The organism is Pseudoduganella sp. HUAS MS19 (genome assembly GCF_053615455.1).
In genome coordinates, this window is the sequence record NZ_CM132133.1 from 3,210,745 (window position 1) to 3,227,656 (window position 16,912).

Annotated in this window: 14 protein-coding genes; 8 read left to right on the forward strand and 6 right to left on the reverse strand. The window is 61.4% G+C overall.

Annotation, left to right across the window (positions count from 1 at the left end):
- Positions 1 to 7: 7 nt before the first annotated feature.
- Positions 8 to 802: an alpha/beta fold hydrolase gene (locus ACWBU6_RS14690; protein WP_452644025.1), complete on the reverse strand. Its 795-nt coding sequence runs from the start codon at positions 800 to 802 to the stop codon at positions 8 to 10.
- On the reverse strand, positions 799 to 2,109 hold the full coding sequence (locus tag ACWBU6_RS14695; RefSeq protein ID WP_452644027.1) for an O-acetylhomoserine aminocarboxypropyltransferase: 1,311 nt from the start codon (positions 2,107 to 2,109) through the stop codon (positions 799 to 801). Before ACWBU6_RS14695 ends, ACWBU6_RS14690 begins: the two co-directional genes overlap by 4 nt.
- 145 nt (positions 2,110 to 2,254) lie before the next feature.
- Between ACWBU6_RS14695 and ACWBU6_RS14700 the strand changes: the two genes are divergently transcribed.
- Positions 2,255 to 2,713: a CBS domain-containing protein gene (locus ACWBU6_RS14700; RefSeq protein WP_426161414.1), complete on the forward strand. Its 459-nt coding sequence runs from the start codon at positions 2,255 to 2,257 to the stop codon at positions 2,711 to 2,713.
- Positions 2,714 to 2,781: 68 nt separating this feature from the next.
- On the opposite strand, the gene ACWBU6_RS14705 is transcribed toward ACWBU6_RS14700, so the two are convergent.
- Positions 2,782 to 5,043: a GGDEF/EAL domain-containing response regulator gene (locus ACWBU6_RS14705; protein ID WP_452644030.1), complete on the reverse strand. Its 2,262-nt coding sequence runs from the start codon at positions 5,041 to 5,043 to the stop codon at positions 2,782 to 2,784.
- A gap of 217 nt (positions 5,044 to 5,260) precedes the next feature.
- Between ACWBU6_RS14705 and aroC the strand changes: the two genes are divergently transcribed.
- Both aroC and ACWBU6_RS14715 read left to right on the forward strand, forming a co-directional pair.
- Positions 5,261 to 6,367 carry a chorismate synthase gene (aroC, locus tag ACWBU6_RS14710; protein WP_452644031.1) on the forward strand — a complete coding sequence of 369 codons (1,107 nt, stop codon included), beginning with the start codon at positions 5,261 to 5,263 and terminating at the stop codon, positions 6,365 to 6,367.
- Positions 6,368 to 6,369: 2 nt separating this feature from the next.
- Positions 6,370 to 7,512, forward strand: a complete 1,143-nt coding sequence (locus ACWBU6_RS14715; RefSeq protein ID WP_452644033.1) for an MFS transporter — start codon at positions 6,370 to 6,372, stop codon at positions 7,510 to 7,512.
- A gap of 3 nt (positions 7,513 to 7,515) precedes the next feature.
- Here ACWBU6_RS14715 and ACWBU6_RS14720 read toward each other — a convergent pair whose 3' ends face one another.
- Together ACWBU6_RS14720 and ACWBU6_RS14725 are read right to left on the reverse strand one after the other, a co-directional pair.
- Entirely contained in the window at positions 7,516 to 8,994 is a 1,479-nt protein-coding gene (locus ACWBU6_RS14720; protein ID WP_452644035.1) for an HDOD domain-containing protein, read from the reverse strand.
- A complete protein-coding gene (locus ACWBU6_RS14725; protein ID WP_452644037.1) occupies positions 8,991 to 10,724 on the reverse strand; it encodes a putative bifunctional diguanylate cyclase/phosphodiesterase in 1,734 nt (577 codons plus the stop codon). Before ACWBU6_RS14725 ends, ACWBU6_RS14720 begins: the two co-directional genes overlap by 4 nt.
- A 246-nt stretch (positions 10,725 to 10,970) precedes the next feature.
- Between ACWBU6_RS14725 and ACWBU6_RS14730 the strand changes: the two genes are divergently transcribed.
- From ACWBU6_RS14730 to ACWBU6_RS14745, 4 genes are all read left to right on the forward strand, one after another.
- Entirely contained in the window at positions 10,971 to 12,653 is a 1,683-nt protein-coding gene (locus tag ACWBU6_RS14730) for an isovaleryl-CoA dehydrogenase (protein WP_452644039.1), read from the forward strand.
- 45 nt (positions 12,654 to 12,698) lie between these two features.
- Positions 12,699 to 13,349, forward strand: a complete 651-nt coding sequence (upp, locus tag ACWBU6_RS14735) for a uracil phosphoribosyltransferase (protein WP_452644041.1) — start codon at positions 12,699 to 12,701, stop codon at positions 13,347 to 13,349.
- A gap of 3 nt (positions 13,350 to 13,352) precedes the next feature.
- Entirely contained in the window at positions 13,353 to 13,706 is a 354-nt protein-coding gene (locus ACWBU6_RS14740) for an Hpt domain-containing protein (RefSeq protein WP_452644043.1), read from the forward strand.
- Positions 13,707 to 13,907: 201 nt separating this feature from the next.
- On the forward strand, positions 13,908 to 14,111 hold the full coding sequence (locus tag ACWBU6_RS14745) for a cold-shock protein (protein WP_130314543.1): 204 nt from the start codon (positions 13,908 to 13,910) through the stop codon (positions 14,109 to 14,111).
- Positions 14,112 to 14,258: 147 nt separating this feature from the next.
- Here ACWBU6_RS14745 and ACWBU6_RS14750 read toward each other — a convergent pair whose 3' ends face one another.
- The gene (locus ACWBU6_RS14750) at positions 14,259 to 15,164 is read right to left on the reverse strand and encodes a LysR family transcriptional regulator (protein WP_452644045.1); all 906 of its coding nucleotides are present in this window, start codon (positions 15,162 to 15,164) and stop codon (positions 14,259 to 14,261) included.
- Between the two features lie 124 nt (positions 15,165 to 15,288).
- Here ACWBU6_RS14750 and aceB point away from each other — a divergent pair, with 124 nt between their 5' ends.
- The gene (aceB, locus tag ACWBU6_RS14755) at positions 15,289 to 16,878 is read left to right on the forward strand and encodes a malate synthase A (protein WP_452644047.1); all 1,590 of its coding nucleotides are present in this window, start codon (positions 15,289 to 15,291) and stop codon (positions 16,876 to 16,878) included.
- Positions 16,879 to 16,912 lie beyond the last annotated feature (34 nt).

Here is a 16,912-nt window from a genome sequence, read left to right on the forward strand (position 1 = left end):
GGCGGCTTTAGCGGAGGAAGGCCAGGAGCGCGTCCAGCACCGCGTCCGGCTGCTCGGCCATCATCTGGTGGCCGGCATCTACCGTCACGGTCTTTGCGCCCGGCAGCGCCGCCAGCAGCGCTTTGGTGCTGCGCGGTGGCGTCATCATATCCTTGCTGCCGAAGATGAACTGCACCGGGCAGCGCACGCTTGCAGCCGCCGCATCGCCATTGGCATAGCCGTTGCAAGCGGTGAAGTCGGTATGGAACAGCAGCTCTTCGCCTTGCGCGGAAATGCGCTCCATCAGCCGCTTCGCCATCCCGCCGACGTAGAATCCGGGCCCCGGGCAGGATGGCTTCTGCGCCCAGGAACTATGGGACCAGATGTTGACCATGTCGATCGCATCGCCCTCGGCTTCGCGTGCTGCGTTGAGCAGCGCATCGGACACCCTCATCGGATAAGTGGCGCCAAGAAGCGCAATATGCGTGATGCGCTGCGGCGCCTGGTGGGCCGCCTCCAGCGCGATCAATGAACCCATGCTGTGCCCGACCAGCGCAGCCTTACCGGCGCCGGCCGCGTCCAGCAACGACAGCAGCCAGCCCGCCATTTCCTCTACGCTGCGCAGCGCGGCGCCGCGGCTGCGGCCATGGCCCGGCAAGTCCACCGCCAGCACGCCAAAGCCGTGATGGGCCAGGTAACGCGATTGCAGCGCCCAGACGGAATGGTCGTTCTGGGCGCCGTGGATCATGACCACCGTCGGCAGCGCCGGGTCAAACGCCTTGCCGCCCGTATAGCAGTAGGAGTCGCCGAACATCATGTTCATGCTCCCTTCTGCGAGGCTTTGAGCCCGCGCGCAAGGTCTTCCAGCAGGTCGCCGGCGTCTTCCAGGCCGACCGACAGCCGCATGGTGCCTTCCGCAATACCGGAGGCCGCCAACTGGTCGGCCGGCACGCGGAAATGCGTGGTGGAAGCGGGGTGGATCACCAGCGAACGGGCATCGCCCACGTTGGCCAGGTGGGAAAACACCTTCAGGCTATCGACAAAGCGCTTGCCGGCTGCGCGGTCGCCTTTTAACGTAAACGACAGCACGGCCCCGGCGCCCTTGGGCAGCAGCCGGGCGGCCAGCGTGCGGTCCGGATGGCTCTCCAGTTCCGGGTAGACCACCGTTTCGACTGCCGGATTGGCAAGCAGGAATTCGGCAACGCGGCGCGTATTGGCCACATGCCGGTCCATGCGCAGCGCCAGCGTTTCCACCCCTTGCAGGATGGCGAAGGCGTTGTGCGGGCTCATGGCGGCGCCGAAATCGCGCAAGCCTTCGCGCCGGGCCCGTAGTGCAAACGGCGCAACGGTCGATTCTTCGGCAAACACCATGCCGTGGAAACCCTCATACGGCTCGCACAGCTCGGCAAAGCGGCCGGTCGCCTCGTAGGCCGCCTGCCAGTCGAAAGTGCCGCCGTCCACCAGGACGCCGCCGATCGCGGTACCGTGGCCGCACAGGAACTTGGTGGCGGAATGGAATACCAGGTCGGCGCCATGCTCGAATGGGCGCAGCAGGTAAGGGGTGGTTAAAGTCGAATCGACCATCAGCGGCAAGTGGGCGTCGTGGGCAAGCGCCGCCACCTTGGGGATGTCCAGCACATCCAGGCCAGGATTGCCCAGCGTTTCGCCGAACAGCACCTTGGTGTTGGGCCGGATCGCCGCCCGCCAGGCGTCCAGGTCGCGCGGATCGACAAAAGTGGTCTCGATGCCGAAGCGCTTCAGCGTATAGCCCAGCAAGTTGTGCGAGCCGCCGTACAGTGCCCGCGACGCGACGATATGCGAGCCCGCGCCGGCAATCGTGGCGAGGCCAAGGTGCATGGCGGCCTGGCCGCTGGCGGCGGCAATGCCCGCCACGCCGCCTTCCAGCGCGGCCATGCGTTCCTCCAGCACCGCATTGGTCGGGTTGGAAATGCGCGAGTACACGTGGCCGGCCCGCTCCATATTGAACAGGGCCGCCGCATGGTCCGAATCGCGGAAAACGAAGGAGGACGTGAAGTGGATAGGGGTAGCGCGGCTGCCGGTGGCCGGATCTGGCGTGGCGCCTGCATGAAGGGCGAGGGTATCGAACCCGGGATAATTTGGCGTTGTCATGGTTGCCATGCTATCGTGTTATTTAGCTTGTGAATACTGTTGAGTTTTGATTAATCCAACTCTGGATTTTTCGCTTGGCATACGCTAAATTCGATGGTAAGGCTTACAATAAAACCATAATCACCACCGGACAGGACGGCCCAAAATGAAAGTATCTGAAATCCTCCAAGTCAAAGGGAACATCCTCTATACAATCACTCCGGACCAGCCGCTGGTCGAAGCGGCGAACACCATGGCCGAAAAGGACATCGGCTCGCTGGTGGTGATGGAATACGGTGACCTGGTCGGCATGCTCACGTTCCGCGAAGTGCTCAAGGCGCTGCACGCGAACCAGGGTTCGGTCGGCGGCGGTACCGTGCGCAAGCATATGGATGACCACCCGATCACCGTGACCCCCGATACGGAAGTCAACGAGGTGCGCCGCATCATGCTGGAAAAGCACGCGCGCTACCTGCCCGTGATGAATGCCAAGACGCTGCTGGGCGTGATCTCGTTCTACGACGTGGCACGCGCCGTGCTGGAAGCGCAAAGTTTCGAGAACCGCATGCTGAAGGCATACATCCGCGACTGGCCGGCCGAGGAAGAAGAAAAGTCGGAAAGCTGAAATAAAAAAATGGGGACGTACCCCATTTTTCGCAGCTCAAAAATGGGGTACGTCCCCATTTTTTTTATTCAGGCGACGCCGGCCATGGCGTCATCGCTGAGCCAGCCTGAAAGCGCTTCGCCGGTCATCGGGCGGGCGAACAGGAAGCCCTGGCCCAGCGGGCAGCCCAGGGTATGCAGGATTTGCGCCTGGCGCTCGTCTTCCACCCCTTCCGCAATGACGGCCAGGCCGAGGTTGCGCCCCAGTTGCACCACCATTTCGGCAATGCTGCTGCCGCGCGCCGAATTGGTAATCTCGGTGACGAAGGCGCGGTCGATCTTCAGGCGGTCGACCTGCAGGCGCTGCAGGTAGGACAGCGAAGAGAAGCCGGTGCCGAAATCGTCGATCGCAATCGTGACGCCGGTCTGCTTGATCTGTGCCAGCATCTTGATCAGCATGTCCGGTTCTTCCATCGCCATCGATTCGGTGATTTCCAGTTCCACATACTCCGGCGGCGCGCCCGTATCGTGCAGGGCATTGCGCAGTGTTTCCATGAAGTGCGGGTGGCGGAATTGTACCTGCGACACGTTGATCGACATGGTGAACTCGGTATGGCCGGCCGCGCGCAAGGCCACCAGTTCCTGCATTGAGGTGCGCATAACCCATTCACCCAGGTCGATAATCAGGCCCGAATACTCTGCAATGGGGATGAAGCGGTCGGGCGACACGAATTTGCCGTCCGGCGTCTGCCAGCGCAGCAAGGCTTCGGCGCCCATCGGGCGGCGCGTCCCGAGGTCGACTTGCGGTTGGTAGACGACAAAGAGTTGGTTCTGGCTGAAGCCGGTGCGCAGGGCGTGCATCATGCGCACCCGTTCGCGGATCTCGACACCCATGCTGCGCGAGAAGTAGAAGTGGCCGGCGCGTTGCTGGGTCTTGGCCCGCTTCAACGCGATATCGGCATCCTTCAGGGCATCGGCGCCGCTGCCGTCGTGTTCCAACAAGCGTACCAGGCCAAGGGTGGCCGACAACTGCACGTCCTGCCCGTCGATGCTGAACGGGGCTGAGAACAGGCCGATGATATTGGCCGGGTTGACCTGGCCGGCATCGCCCAGCACGCAGAATATATCGCCGCCTATGCGCGCCACAGTCAGCTGCTTGCCCAGGCTGTTCTGCAGGCGCGCCGCCACGGCGGACAGCAGCAGGTCGCCGAATTCGTGGCCCAGCGCATCATTGGTCTCGGCAAAGTGGTCGAGGTCGACCAGGCAGAGCGTAGCGTCCTGCTTGGCCGGCCCAGCCAGCGTGGCGTCGAGGATCTCGATCAGGCGGGTGCGGTTCGGCAGCTTGGACAGGTTGTCGTAGAAGGCAGCGGTATGCAGGTGGGAAACCAGTTCCACGTTGTCAAGGCCCACGGCCACATTGCTGCAGAATACTTCCAGCAGGCTTTCTTCGAGCGCGGTCGGTGCGCGCGTAACATCCATGAATGCCACGAAGGTGCGGCTGGCTTTGCCCGCGAAGTAAAGCGCAATGCTGTCGCCGCAATAGGTATTGCGGCGTGCGGCCAGGCATTCCTCCATCGCCTTGTGCACGCGCGGGTCTTCCTTGGCCGTAAGCTGCGTATTGGACAGGTTGTGGTGGCTGCCGCTAGCGGCCATCACAACCAGCTCGTGGCAGCCGGCATCCGGGCATTCCTGCACACACAGCACGCCGTGCGGCTCCTGGCCCAGCAGTTCGGCGATTTGCGACAGCACGCCGGAGGCGAAATTCTGTACCCCGTGCAGCGCCATCAGCTCCGTACTGGAATGGACGATGCGCGCCAGGCCGCGGCGGCTTTCGTTGATGTTGCGGATTTGCTCGTAGGAGCGGATGGCGGCAGTCACGGTGGTGAACAGCTTGATGCGCGTCAGCTCGGACTTGGTCTTGTAATCATTGATGTCGAAGTCGCGGATGGCATCGATCTCGGGTGCGTAGCCGGGCTGCCCGGTGCGCAGGATGATACGGACATCGGCCAGTTTCAGCGTTTCGCGGATATAGCGCACCAGGTGCAAACCGGCGTCATCCTGCTCCATGACTACGTCGAGCAGGATCACGGCGATTTCCTGTTCGTGCTTGAGCATCTCCCGCGCCTGTGCGGCGGAATAGGCGTGCACGAATTCCAGGGGGCGGTGCTGCATGTCCAGGTTGCCAAGGGCGAACGTCGTCGTCGAATGGACGTCTTCGTCGTCATCGATGATCATCACGCGCCAGACATTGCGCTGTGTGGGGAGAGCTGGCTGAGCCGTATGCTCTTCTAAGAAAACCAGATCGTCCTGATCGTCGTGGCTGCCGTCCGGCGCCGTGATCGAAGGGGGCATGTGTCGCTTCTCCAAGGGGTCTCGGTGTTCTTACAACTTAGTATATAGCGAATTATTCCTGAGAACGACCATTAAAACACTTTCATGGAAGTTAACGAATAGCGGTGTGCAAGTTTCGCAAAAGTTGTAGTTAAATAAGCTACTTCCTGCGGGTTTTGCCATAACGGGTTAGAATGGGTAGTTTCTCCCGCTATTATTCACCTTCTTCATCGTCATCATGTCCGGTAATTCCTTTGGCAAGCTGTTCACCGTCACCACCTTTGGCGAATCCCATGGTCCTGCAATTGGCTGCGTCATCGACGGCTGCCCACCGGGCCTGGCGCTGACGGAAGCGGACATCCAGCCGGAGCTCGATCGCCGCAAGCCTGGAACTTCGCGCCACGTGACGCAGCGCCAGGAGCCCGACACGGTGCAGATCCTGTCCGGCGTCTACCAGGGTGTGACGACCGGCACCCCGATCGCGCTGCTGATCAAGAACGAAGACCAGCGCAGCAAGGATTACGGCAATATCGCGGAGAGTTTCCGTCCCGGTCACGCCGACTATACCTACTGGCATAAGTACGGCGTGCGCGACCCGCGCGGCGGCGGCCGTTCGTCGGCGCGCCTGACCGCCCCGGTGGTTGGTGCGGCGGCCATTGCCAAGAAATGGCTGAAGGAGAAGTACGGCACCGAGTTTGCCGGCTGCATGAGCCGGCTGGGTGAAATCGAAGTGCCGTTCGAGAGTTTTGAGCACGTGCCTTCAAACCCGTTCTTCGCCGCCACCTCCGACGCGGCCCTGATCGAGCGCATGGAAGATTACATGGACAGCCTGCGCAAGGATGGCGATTCCATTGGCGCCCGCATCGACGTGGTGGCGCGCAATGTGCCAGTCGGCCTCGGGCAGCCGATCTACGACAAGCTGGACGCGGATATCGCCTATGCGATGATGGGCATCAATGCGGTGAAGGGTGTCGAGATCGGCGCCGGCTTCGACAGCGTGGCGCAGCGCGGTTCCGAGCATGGCGATGAGCTGACCCTGGAAGGCTTTGTCGGCAACAACGCCGGTGGCGTACTTGGCGGGATTTCGACCGGCCAGGACATCACCGTGTCGATCGCCATCAAGCCGACTTCCTCGATCCGCACGGCGCGCCGTTCGATCGACAAGGAAGGCAACCCCGTGATGGTGGAAACCTTCGGCCGCCACGATCCTTGCGTCGGCATCCGCGCCACCCCGATTGCGGAGGCCATGCTTGCCCTGGTGCTGATGGACCACGCGCTGATGCATCGGGCGCAGTGCGGTGACGTAAAAGTTTCCACGCCGGACATCTCGAAAGCGTCGAAATAGGCGTGTTACCACCCCAGGCTTTCGGATTCGCGCTTTTCCTCTTCTGTTATTACGCTTACGCCGGCACCTTCTCGACTTACGCCAGCCTGTATTTTCAGGGCAGGGGGATGTCGGTAGCGCAGATCGGCGTCCTGATGTCGCTGATCCAGGTGCTGCGGATCTTCGGCCCCAATCTCTGGGGCTATGTCGCTGACCATTCCGAGCGGCGCGTATTCGTGCTGCGCCTGACCGGCGTGGCGGCGCTGGTTGCCTTCTCCGGTTTCATTTTCGGTTCCACCTTCGCCCATTTCTTCGCCGCGATGGTGCTGCTCAATCTTTTCACCAGCGCGCAAGGGCCGATGTGCGAAGCGCTGATGCTGTCCGAGATGCGTGGCGACCTGACCTACTATGGGCGCATCCGCCTGTGGGGTTCGATCGGCTTCATCGTCACAGTGATGCTGGCCTCGTTCCTGATGGACTGGCAAGGCACCAGCGCGCTGGTCTGGTTCTGCGCAGCGCTGCTGGTATGCGTGCTGGGCGCCGCTTTCCGCCTGAAAGACGTGCCGCGCCTGACCCATGCCGGCAAGCCGCCGGCATTGCTGGCCGTGCTGCGCAAGAAGGAAGTGCTGGCATTCTTCGCATCAACCGCCCTGATGGTGTCCGCCCACGCGGCGCTATACACCTTCTACTCGCTCTACCTGGAAAAACAGGGCTACAGCAAGACTGTGACGGGCCTTATGTGGTCGGTGGGCGTGGTGGCGGAGGTGCTGTGCTTCTACTACCAGGCACCCTTGTTCCGGCGTTGGGGCGCCAGGCGGCTGATGTATGCCTGCTTCGCTTTCGGCGTTGTGCGTTTCGCGCTGATCGGCGCCGGGGCGCAGTCGCTGGCCTTGCTGGTGGCGGCGCAGGTGATGCATGCGGCAACCTTCGCGCTGCACCACTCGGCATCGGTACAGACCATGCAGCGCTGGTTCAGTGGCCCGTTGCAGGCGCGCGGGCAGGCGCTTTACATCAGCATTTCGTACGGCGTCGGCGGCAGTATCGGCAGCCTGGCGCTGACGCCTGTCTGGCAGAACGTGGGGCCGCAGTTCATCTTTTACGTGGCGTCGGGACTGGTGGCAGCTGGTGCTGTGGCTGCCACGCTAAGCTACCGCTGGCAGCGGTAACGCTCAGGCAGCGCGGTGGACGGCGCCGATCTGGTGGCGGCGCTCGGCCGCCTTCACCACCAGTGAGCGGATGTCGTTCAGCAGGGAGAATTCTGTCGGGCTGAGGTGGATGGCAGGGAAGGAATCGTCCCAGTCGCCATACAGGAAGCCGGTCGGCTGGCCATTGGAGCACAGCGGCAGGATGACGAAACTGCGCGCATCGCTCAGCGTGTCACGCCACCAGGGCGGCAGCTTGGCCGTAAATTTCGGGTCGGCCGCATTGTCGATGAAGATCACCCGGTCGCTGCTCAGGGCCGCATGGAACACATTCGGTTCGTAAGTATCGGCAAATCGCATGGCCGGCAAGTGCTCGCGCACGCCTTCGCCCAGGCACATGCGCGCCGCATACTTGCCTTCGCGGCGGTTGCGCACGAATGCCACCGCCCGGGTGAACTGCAGGCCCTTGAACACGGTTTCCAGCGCGATCGATACCATCTGGCCCGGACTCGCGGTGTCGAGCGAATCCCGCATGTCGGACAAGCCGCTAAGAAGGATGCTATTGCCGGCAGCGCGCTGGCGCGTTTGCGCCATTGCTCTGGCACGGCGTTCAGCCGGCTTGGACAGCGGGGCAATCGCCAAGTCGGTTGCTGCAACGACTTTGGCCTGCTCAATGGCCAAGGCCAGCTTGTCGGTGCTGACCCCGATCATGGACGAATAACGGGCGGTGATGCGCCTGACTTCCGCAGCCCCTTCTTCATTGTCATTCCACAGCGCGCCGGCGCAGATGCAGGACATGGTCGAAACGCCCGCCACCCAATCTTGCGGGCTGAGCGGCTCGGCCGGCAGGTCGTCGGCAGGCGGCGCCAGGGTGCGCATGCCCGACTGCAGGTTTTCAGGCAAGCCCCAGTGCACGGCTGCGGCGCGGCCGACATCCTGCAGGCTCAGGCCCAGCATTTCAATTGCGGCGCCGTCTTCCTTGCCTTCGCCGGCGGCCTGCTGCAGGGCGGTCCAGCGTTCCGGCATGTAGAAGGTGACCAGCATGCGGCCCAGGGTTTGCAGCATGGCACAGACGACTGCTTCTTCGCCATGGCGGTTCTCCGCCGTGGCCGACACTTCGCGGGCGACGATACCTGCCAGGACAGCCTTCTCCATCTCGATATGGGCCAGGCCGGAATCGGGTGACACCACGGACAGTTCTTCTATCAGTTTCAGGCCCAGGGCCAGGTGGCCAATGGCCTCCGTGCCCAGCACCAGCATGGCCTTGCTGACGGTATTGATCTTCTGGCCGAAGGCGGAGTACATGCCGCTATTGGCCAGGCGCAGCACCTTCTGCGTCAGCACAGGGTCCGACAGCACGGTGCGCGCCATGTCGAACTCTTTATCGTCTTCGCCGCGCATGGCGCCGAGGATGGCGGTGATGGCCTTGGCGAAGCCAGGCATGTCGCCCTGCTGGCGCGTGCGCTCCCATAGCGTGGCCAGGGTCTGGTCGCCCAATGCGCTCATTGGGCCACCTGCCGCGGTTCCTCAGTCATCAGGGATGCATAGGTACGCTCTTTAAGCGCCGCCATGGCGGTGTGTGCGGCCATGGGGCGCCCTGTCAGGAAGCCCTGTACATACTGGCAACCGCGCTGTTCGACGTAATGCAACTGTTCGTCGGTCTCGACACCTTCCGCAACGACCGATAAGTCCAGGTGTTTCGCCAGGTCCAGCACGGCGTTGCAGATCGCGCCATCCTTCTCCGAGCCAGGCAGGTCACGGATGAAGGTGCGGTCGATCTTCAGGACGGAAATCGGGAAACGCTTGAGATAGGACAAGGAGGAGTAGCCGGTGCCAAAGTCGTCGATTGCAATACGGGCGCGCCGTTCGGCCATTCTGGCAAGGATCGTTTCGGCGTGGGCCGGATCGATCATCAGTGTGCCTTCAGTAATCTCTAAGACCAATTGTTCACCAGGCAGGCCCGAGAAGGCCAGTGCATTGTCGAGTACATCGAGGAATTTGTCGTTGCGGAACTGACGGGGGCTGATGTTGACAGAGATATATAACGGCCGCTTGGCCACATCCTGGAACTGCTTCAGCTGCACACAGGCCGACTTCAGCGCCCATGCACCGAGCAGGTTGATCAGGCCATTGGTTTCCGCGATCGGAATGAAACGGGCCGGCGGCACCATGCCGAGGGTAGGGTGCTTCCAGCGCATCAGGGTTTCGAAGCCCTCGATTTCGCGTGTGCCGGAGTTGACGATAGGCTGGTAGTACAACAGGAATTCACCCTCGCGCACGGCCTGGAACATGGCCGCCTCCAGCGAAATGTCGTGTTCCGGCGGACCGCTCTGGCGCTGGCTGTAGACCACGCAGCGGGCCTTGCCGGTTTCCTTGGCGCGCGACATGGCGGCATCAGCCAGTGCAACCAGCCGTACCTCGTCTTCCGCGTGTTCGGGATACACCGAGACGCCAAGCGAAGCGCTGATATAAATTGTATGCTGCTCCACCTCGTACGGCGACTGCAAGGTGGCGAGCAGGCGGCCGGTCACCAGCTTGATCTGCGCCTCGTTGTAGGTGCCGGGAAGCACGGCCACAAATTCGTCGCCGCCGACGCGGGCCAGCGTATCGCTGTCGCGCAGGGTCTTGCGCAAGCGCGCCGCGGCCATTTTCAATACTGCGTCGCCAACCGGATGGCCCAGGCCATCATTCACCTTCTTGAAGCTGTCGAGGCCGATGGTAGCCACCGCAAAGCCCTGGCCGGAGCGCCGGGCTTGGGCGATGGTCACGCGTAGCCGATCAGACAACAGCAGGCGGTTCGGCAGTTCGGTCAGGCCGTCATGGGTCGCCATATGGCGCAGGCGTTCTTCGCTTGCATGCTGGGCCGTCATGTCGCGGCCAACCACCAGCAGCTCATGGGCCTTGTTGCCGATGGCGTAACTGCTAAAACGCAGTTCGAACCAGATTTCCTGCTCGGGAGTTTTGAGGCGGACTTCAGTGCGGCAAGCACCGCCGGCCTGGATGGCTGCGGCGAGGGCCGCCTTCAGCGCAGCATGGTCCAGGTCGCAGACAAAGGCAAGCAAGGGCTGGCCATCAAGAATCTGGCCATTCCGTAATAAATTGATGGCGCGCTGGCTGGCGAAGAGGACTTGTCCCATCAGGTTCAGCCTGAACACCACATCACCCGCTTCCTCGAGCAGGAGGTTCGCCTCATGGTGGGATGATGTAGCAAGCACTGTTGGGGAGCAGGAAAGCATTGTTGCGCTCGATTCTTTCTCTTCGGGTCGTAACCAGGGGGAAATGTATCACTTAAACCTCGTGTTACACATGAAAAAGAGCAACATTAGTCCATGTTTTTAGGAAATTTGTTGCCCGAGATCAGTTTTATATGAAAGCAGTAGAAGTTTGATGCTTTAGTAAGCAAAGTTTCATTTTTACGCCAACCTTGCTACTGCTGAAAGTTTGCGCTAGCCTCGGGTTACAGAGGAGCTGAGGAGGGCGACATGAACCGTTTCGACACGCACGAGGTTTTCAACCAGGTGAGCCCGTTTGTAAACGTCAACCTGTTCACATGCGACACCGCCTTGCGCGAAGCGCTGGAGCGCGAAGGCGGCGCTTTCGCGATTGCTTCGCTGATGGAGCTGGGCGCGGAACTGGGCACCGCCGAGATGCAGGAGCTGGCGCGCCAGGCCAACGAACACCCCCCTATCCTGAGGAACTTCGACCGCGCCGGGCACCGGGTCGACGAAGTCGAGTTTCATCCCGCCTGGCACAAGCTGATGGAGCTGATGATCGCGGCCGGCGCCCACGCCTCGCCTTGGGAAGGCAAGCATCAGCACCACGGCGCGCAGGTGGCGCGTGCGGCCCGTTACATCCTGTTCGGCCAGGTTGAAAACGGCGCGCAATGCCCGATCACCATGACCTATGCCAGCGTACCGGCGTTGCGCCAAAGTCCTGGCCTTGCCGCACGCTGGCTGCCGAAAATCCTGTCGCGCGTGTACGATCCAAGCCCTTTGCCGATTGATGAAAAGCGCGGCGCGCTGATCGGCATGGGCATGACGGAAAAGCAGGGCGGTTCCGACCTGCGCGCCAACACGACACAGGCCGAAGCGGTGGCGGCGAGTGAAATACGCGCGCTGTTCGGCGCCGACAGCGAACCCGTATATCGCCTTACCGGCCACAAATGGTTCTTCTCCGCGCCGCAATGCGACGCCCACCTGGTGCTCGCCCAGGCCGGCGATGCGGGCTTGAGCTGCTTCCTCGTTCCGCGCTTCCTTCCGGATGGCAAGCGCAACCAGATACGCGTGCAGCGCCTGAAGGACAAGCTGGGCAATAAATCGAATGCGTCATCCGAAGTCGAATTTACCGGCGCCTATGGCTGGCTGCTTGGCCCGCTGGGCCGCGGCGTGCCGACCATCCTCGAGATGGGCAACCACACCCGCCTCGATTGCGTGCTAGGCACGGCCGGCATCATGCGCGCCGCACTGACCCAGGTGCTGCATCACGCGCGCCGCCGCAGCGCATTCGGCAAACCGCTGGCAGAGCAGCCGCTGATGCAGAACGTGCTGGCCGACCTGGCATTGGAATCGGAAGCGGCAACGGTATTCGCAATGCGCCTGGCGCGTTGCTTCGACCATATGGACAACCCCGCGGAGGCCTTGCTTGCACGCCTGCTGACGCCAGCGGGCAAATATTGGATCTGCAAACGCGGCCCCGGCTTCGGTGCCGAAGCGATGGAAGTCTTGGGCGGCAGCGGCTATGTCGAGGAAAGCTCGCTGGCGCGCCTGTACCGCGAATTGCCGGTGAACTCGATCTGGGAAGGCTCCGGCAATGTCATGTGCCTGGACCTGCTGCGCGGCCTGTCGAAATCGGGCCAGGCGTTGGAAGTGCTGGCCGCCGAACTGGGCGAGGGCAGCCACGCCAATCCCGACTACGTGCGCTTCACCAGCCAGTTGCTGGCCGACCTGCCCAAGGCCCGGGAAGATGAGTTTGGCGCGCGCCAACTGGCCGAGCGCATTGTGTTAGCGATCCAGGCCGGTTTGCTGCTGCGCCATGCGCCCGCTTTTGTCAGTTCCACCTTCGTCGCCAGCCGCCTGGCGCGCGAGCCCGGCGGCGCTTACGGAAGGTTGCCACACGGAACAAACTGTGAAGCCATTCTACAGCGGGCGCTGGTGGAAAACGCCTGAGGCTGGGATAATGCGCGCAATTGAACGAATTTATTCCTAATTGACATGAAACAAGATCCGCGCTTTCCCAACCTGTTCATCACCGACCACCCGCTGATCCAGCACAAGCTGAGCCATATGCGCGACAAGGCAACGTCCACGCGCACTTTCCGCGAACTGCTGAAAGAAATCACGCTGCTGATGGGTTACGAAATCACCCGTGACCTGCCGCTGACCACGCGCGAGATCGAAACCCCGCTGGAAACTATCCAGGCGCCTGTCATCGCCGGCCGCAAGCTGGCTGTTGTGCCGATCCTGCGCGCTGGCGTGGGCATGAGCGACGGCCTGCTGAACCTGGTGCCCTCGGCACGCGTCGGCCATATCGGCGTGTTCCGCGACCCGGAAACCCACCAGCCGGTGGAATACCTGGTGCGCCTGCCGGACCTGGTCGACCGTACCTTCATCCTGTGCGACCCGATGGTAGCGACCGGCAACTCGGCCGTGCACGCGGTCGACGTGCTGAAAAAGCGCGGCGTCAGCGACGACCAGATCATTTTCCTGGCCCTGGTTGCTGCCCCGGAAGGCATCGAAGTGTTCCAGAGATCGCACCCGAACGTGAAGATTTTCTGCGCCTCGCTGGACTCCCACCTCAACGACCACGCCTACATCGTTCCAGGCCTGGGTGACGCGGGCGACCGCATTTTCGGTACCAAATAAGCGATGGCTACGCCGGTCGACCCAGAGTACCAGGACCGGCTGCAAGCCTTGCGCGACAAATATGCCGCCAGCGTTCCGGAACGGATGGCGGGCATTCGCCACGCCCTGGCGCGATGCCAAGCCGAGCTGGTCCCGTCCAATATCGAGCAACTGCACCACGCACTGCACAGTGTGGCCGGTTCCGCCGGTTCGTTTGGCCTGGCCGCGTTAGGCGACGAAGCCCGCCGCATCGAACAGATGGTGCGCGCCGTCATGGAAGGCGGGGCACCGTGGGTTGGCATCGATTCTGCCGTTTCCGCTCTGTTGCAAAGGGCCGACAAGGATTTTGGCGCGGGGAAAATTGCCGCGCACGATTGATATTTATCAAACAAGATTGATAAATCTTGTCTATAGTTAGCCATACATGTTCGGGACCTGCTTTGGCACTCGTGAATTAATTTTCATCGCGGCGTGTTTTTAACAGGTATTTCGGTATAATGGCGGATCGTTTAGATTCAGGTGACTGGGTTCAAACGGTATCACGGGCGTAAAGCTCATTTAACTGTAATAGGAATTGTAATGGCAACTGGTATCGTAAAATGGTTCAACGACGCAAAGGGTTTTGGCTTCATTACCCCTGATGAAGGCGGCGAAGATCTGTTTGCTCACTTCTCGGCTATCCAAAGCACCGGCTTCAAGTCGCTGCAGGAAAACCAACGCGTGTCCTTCGACGTGACCTCCGGCCCAAAAGGCAAGCAGGCGTCGAACATCCAGCCTCTGTAATCGAGACGGATCAAAACGATAAAAAATCCTCCGATTCGGAGGATTTTTTTTTCGCCCCTACACTCCAGCCCGTGTCAACCTTGGGGTCAGACCCTTTGCTTGCCATGCATGGCAAGCAAAGGGTCTGACCCCAAGGTTGACACGGGCTCAGCCCTTGCGCCAGTAGCCGGGTGCGGCGTAGGTGTGACGCAGGAAATCGACGAAGGCGCGGATGCGGAATGGCAGGTGGCGGCGTTGCGCAAATACCGCGTAAATATCATTGCCGGGTGCGGAATATTCACTGAGCACCGGTTTTAAGCGTCCCGCTTCAATATCGGCGCCTACCTCCCACATTGAACGCCAGGCCAGGCCTTTGCCGGCCAATACCCAGTCGTGCAACACAGCCCCGTCGTTGCAACTCATATTGCCCGCGATTTTAAGCGTCACGTTTTTATCGCCTTCCCGAAAAGTCCAGCCGCGCTGGCTTCCTTCGCTGCTGATGGTCATGCAGTTGTGCTTGGACAGGTCATCCAGCGTCTTCGGCACCCCATGGCGTTTGAGATAGGCTGGCGTGCCGACGACCACCCGGTGGTTGTCGGCCAGCTTCACGCTCACCAGGTTGGAATCCGACATCGAGGCAATGCGGATCGCCACGTCCACGCCTTCACCAATCAGGTCAACCACTCGGTCGTTCAGGTTCAACGTCACCGCGACGTCACGGTGCTCCGCTAAAAAAGAGGGAACCAGCGGGGCGACATGCAGGCGTCCGAAACCCGCCGGTGCGGAAATCAGCAGGTGCCCCGTGGCGCGCGCGCTACGTTCCGCCACCGCCGCTTCCGCGCTTTCCAGTTCGACCAGGATGCGTTGGCAATCCTCAAGGAAGGCGGCGCCTTCGTCCGTCAGCGCCAGCTTGCGCGTGGTACGCTGGAGCAGTTTGACGCCGAGCCGCTGCTCCAGTGCGTCGAGGCGGCGCCCGATAACGGCGGGTGCGATGCCTTCCGCGCGCGCTGCCGCCGACAGGCTGCCGCGGTTGACCACTTCTACAAAGGTGGAAATTTGCCTGAACTGACCCATAAGACCTCATTTATGACTAAAACGCACAGATGAAGTGCTTTTTAGTCTTGTTTCTCTATGTTTTTAGTCAATATACTGGAAAACATCGAATCACAACACTAATCATCATTAACGGAGAAAGACCATGAGCATCACTCTGCCAGCAGGTATGCAAATCACCGGAGAAATCAAGCCAGGTTTCGAGCGCGTGCTGACCCCGGAGGCACTGGCCCTGGTGGCCAAGCTGAGCCGCGAATTCGAACCGCGCCGCCAGGAATTGCTGGCCAAGCGCGTTGAGCGCGCCAAGCGCCTTGATGCCGGCGAGCGCCCGGACTTCCTGGCCGAAACCGCCCATATCCGCAATGGCGACTGGAAGATCGCGCCGATTCCCAAGGCCCTGGAATGCCGCCGCGTGGAAATCACCGGCCCGGTCGATCGCAAGATGGTCATCAACGCGCTGAACTCCGGCGCCGACTCCTACATGACCGACTTCGAAGATTCGAATACCCCGAACTGGGACAACCAGATCTCCGGCCAGATCAATATGCAGGACGCTGTCCGCAAAACCATCTCCCTGGAACAGAACGGCAAGTCCTACAAGCTGAATGAAAAGACCGCCACCCTGGTGGTGCGTCCGCGCGGCTGGCACCTGGACGAAAAGCACGTGACTGTCGACGGCAAGCGTGTTTCGGGCGGCATTTTCGACTTCGCCCTGTTCATGATCCACAACGCGAAAGAGCAACTGGCACGTGGCGCCGGCCCATACTTCTACCTGCCGAAGATGGAGTCGCACCTGGAAGCCCGCCTGTGGAACGATATCTTCGTGGTGACCCAGAACGAACTGGGCCTGCCACAAGGCACCATCAAGGCCACCGTTCTGATCGAAACCATCCTCGCCGCCTTCGAGATGGACGAGATCCTGTACGAACTGCGCGAGCACAGCTCCGGCCTGAATGCCGGCCGTTGGGACTACATCTTCAGCTGCATCAAGAAGTTCAAGCTGGACAAGGACTTCTGCCTGGCCGACCGCGCCAAGGTCACCATGACTTCGCCGTTCATGCGCGCCTACGCGCTGCTGCTGCTGAAGACCTGCCACAAACGCAATGCACCGGCGATCGGCGGCATGGCTGCGCTGATCCCGATCAAGAACGATCCGGAAAAGAACGAAGTGGCGATGGGCGGCGTGCGCAACGACAAGGCGCGCGATGCGACCGACGGTTACGACGGCGGCTGGGTAGCCCACCCGGGCCTGGTCGAGCTGGCGATGGGCGAGTTCAGGAAAGTGCTGGGCGATGCGCCGAACCAGATCGCCAAACAGCGTCCGGACGTGGAAGTCAGCGCGGCCGAACTGCTGGACTTCAAGCCGGAAGCGCCGATTACCGAAGCCGGCCTGCGCTACAACATCAACGTCGGCATCCACTATCTGGGCAGCTGGCTGAATGGCAATGGCTGCGTGCCGATCCATAACCTGATGGAAGACGCGGCGACTGCAGAAATCTCGCGCTCGCAGGTATGGCAGTGGATCCGTTCGTCGAAAGGCGTGCTGGAAGACGGCCGTAAGGTGACCGCCGACATGGTGCGCGCGATGATTCCCGAAGAACTACCGAAGGTGAAGGCCGCCGCTCCGGACGGCGCCACACCTGCATACGACCGCGCCGCGCAGATCTTCGAAAAGATGTCGACTTCGGAGGCGTTTGAAGAGTTCTTGACGCTGCCGCTGTACGAAGAGATCTAAAGCGCTAAACCGGGTCTGCCCCTATGGGGCAGAC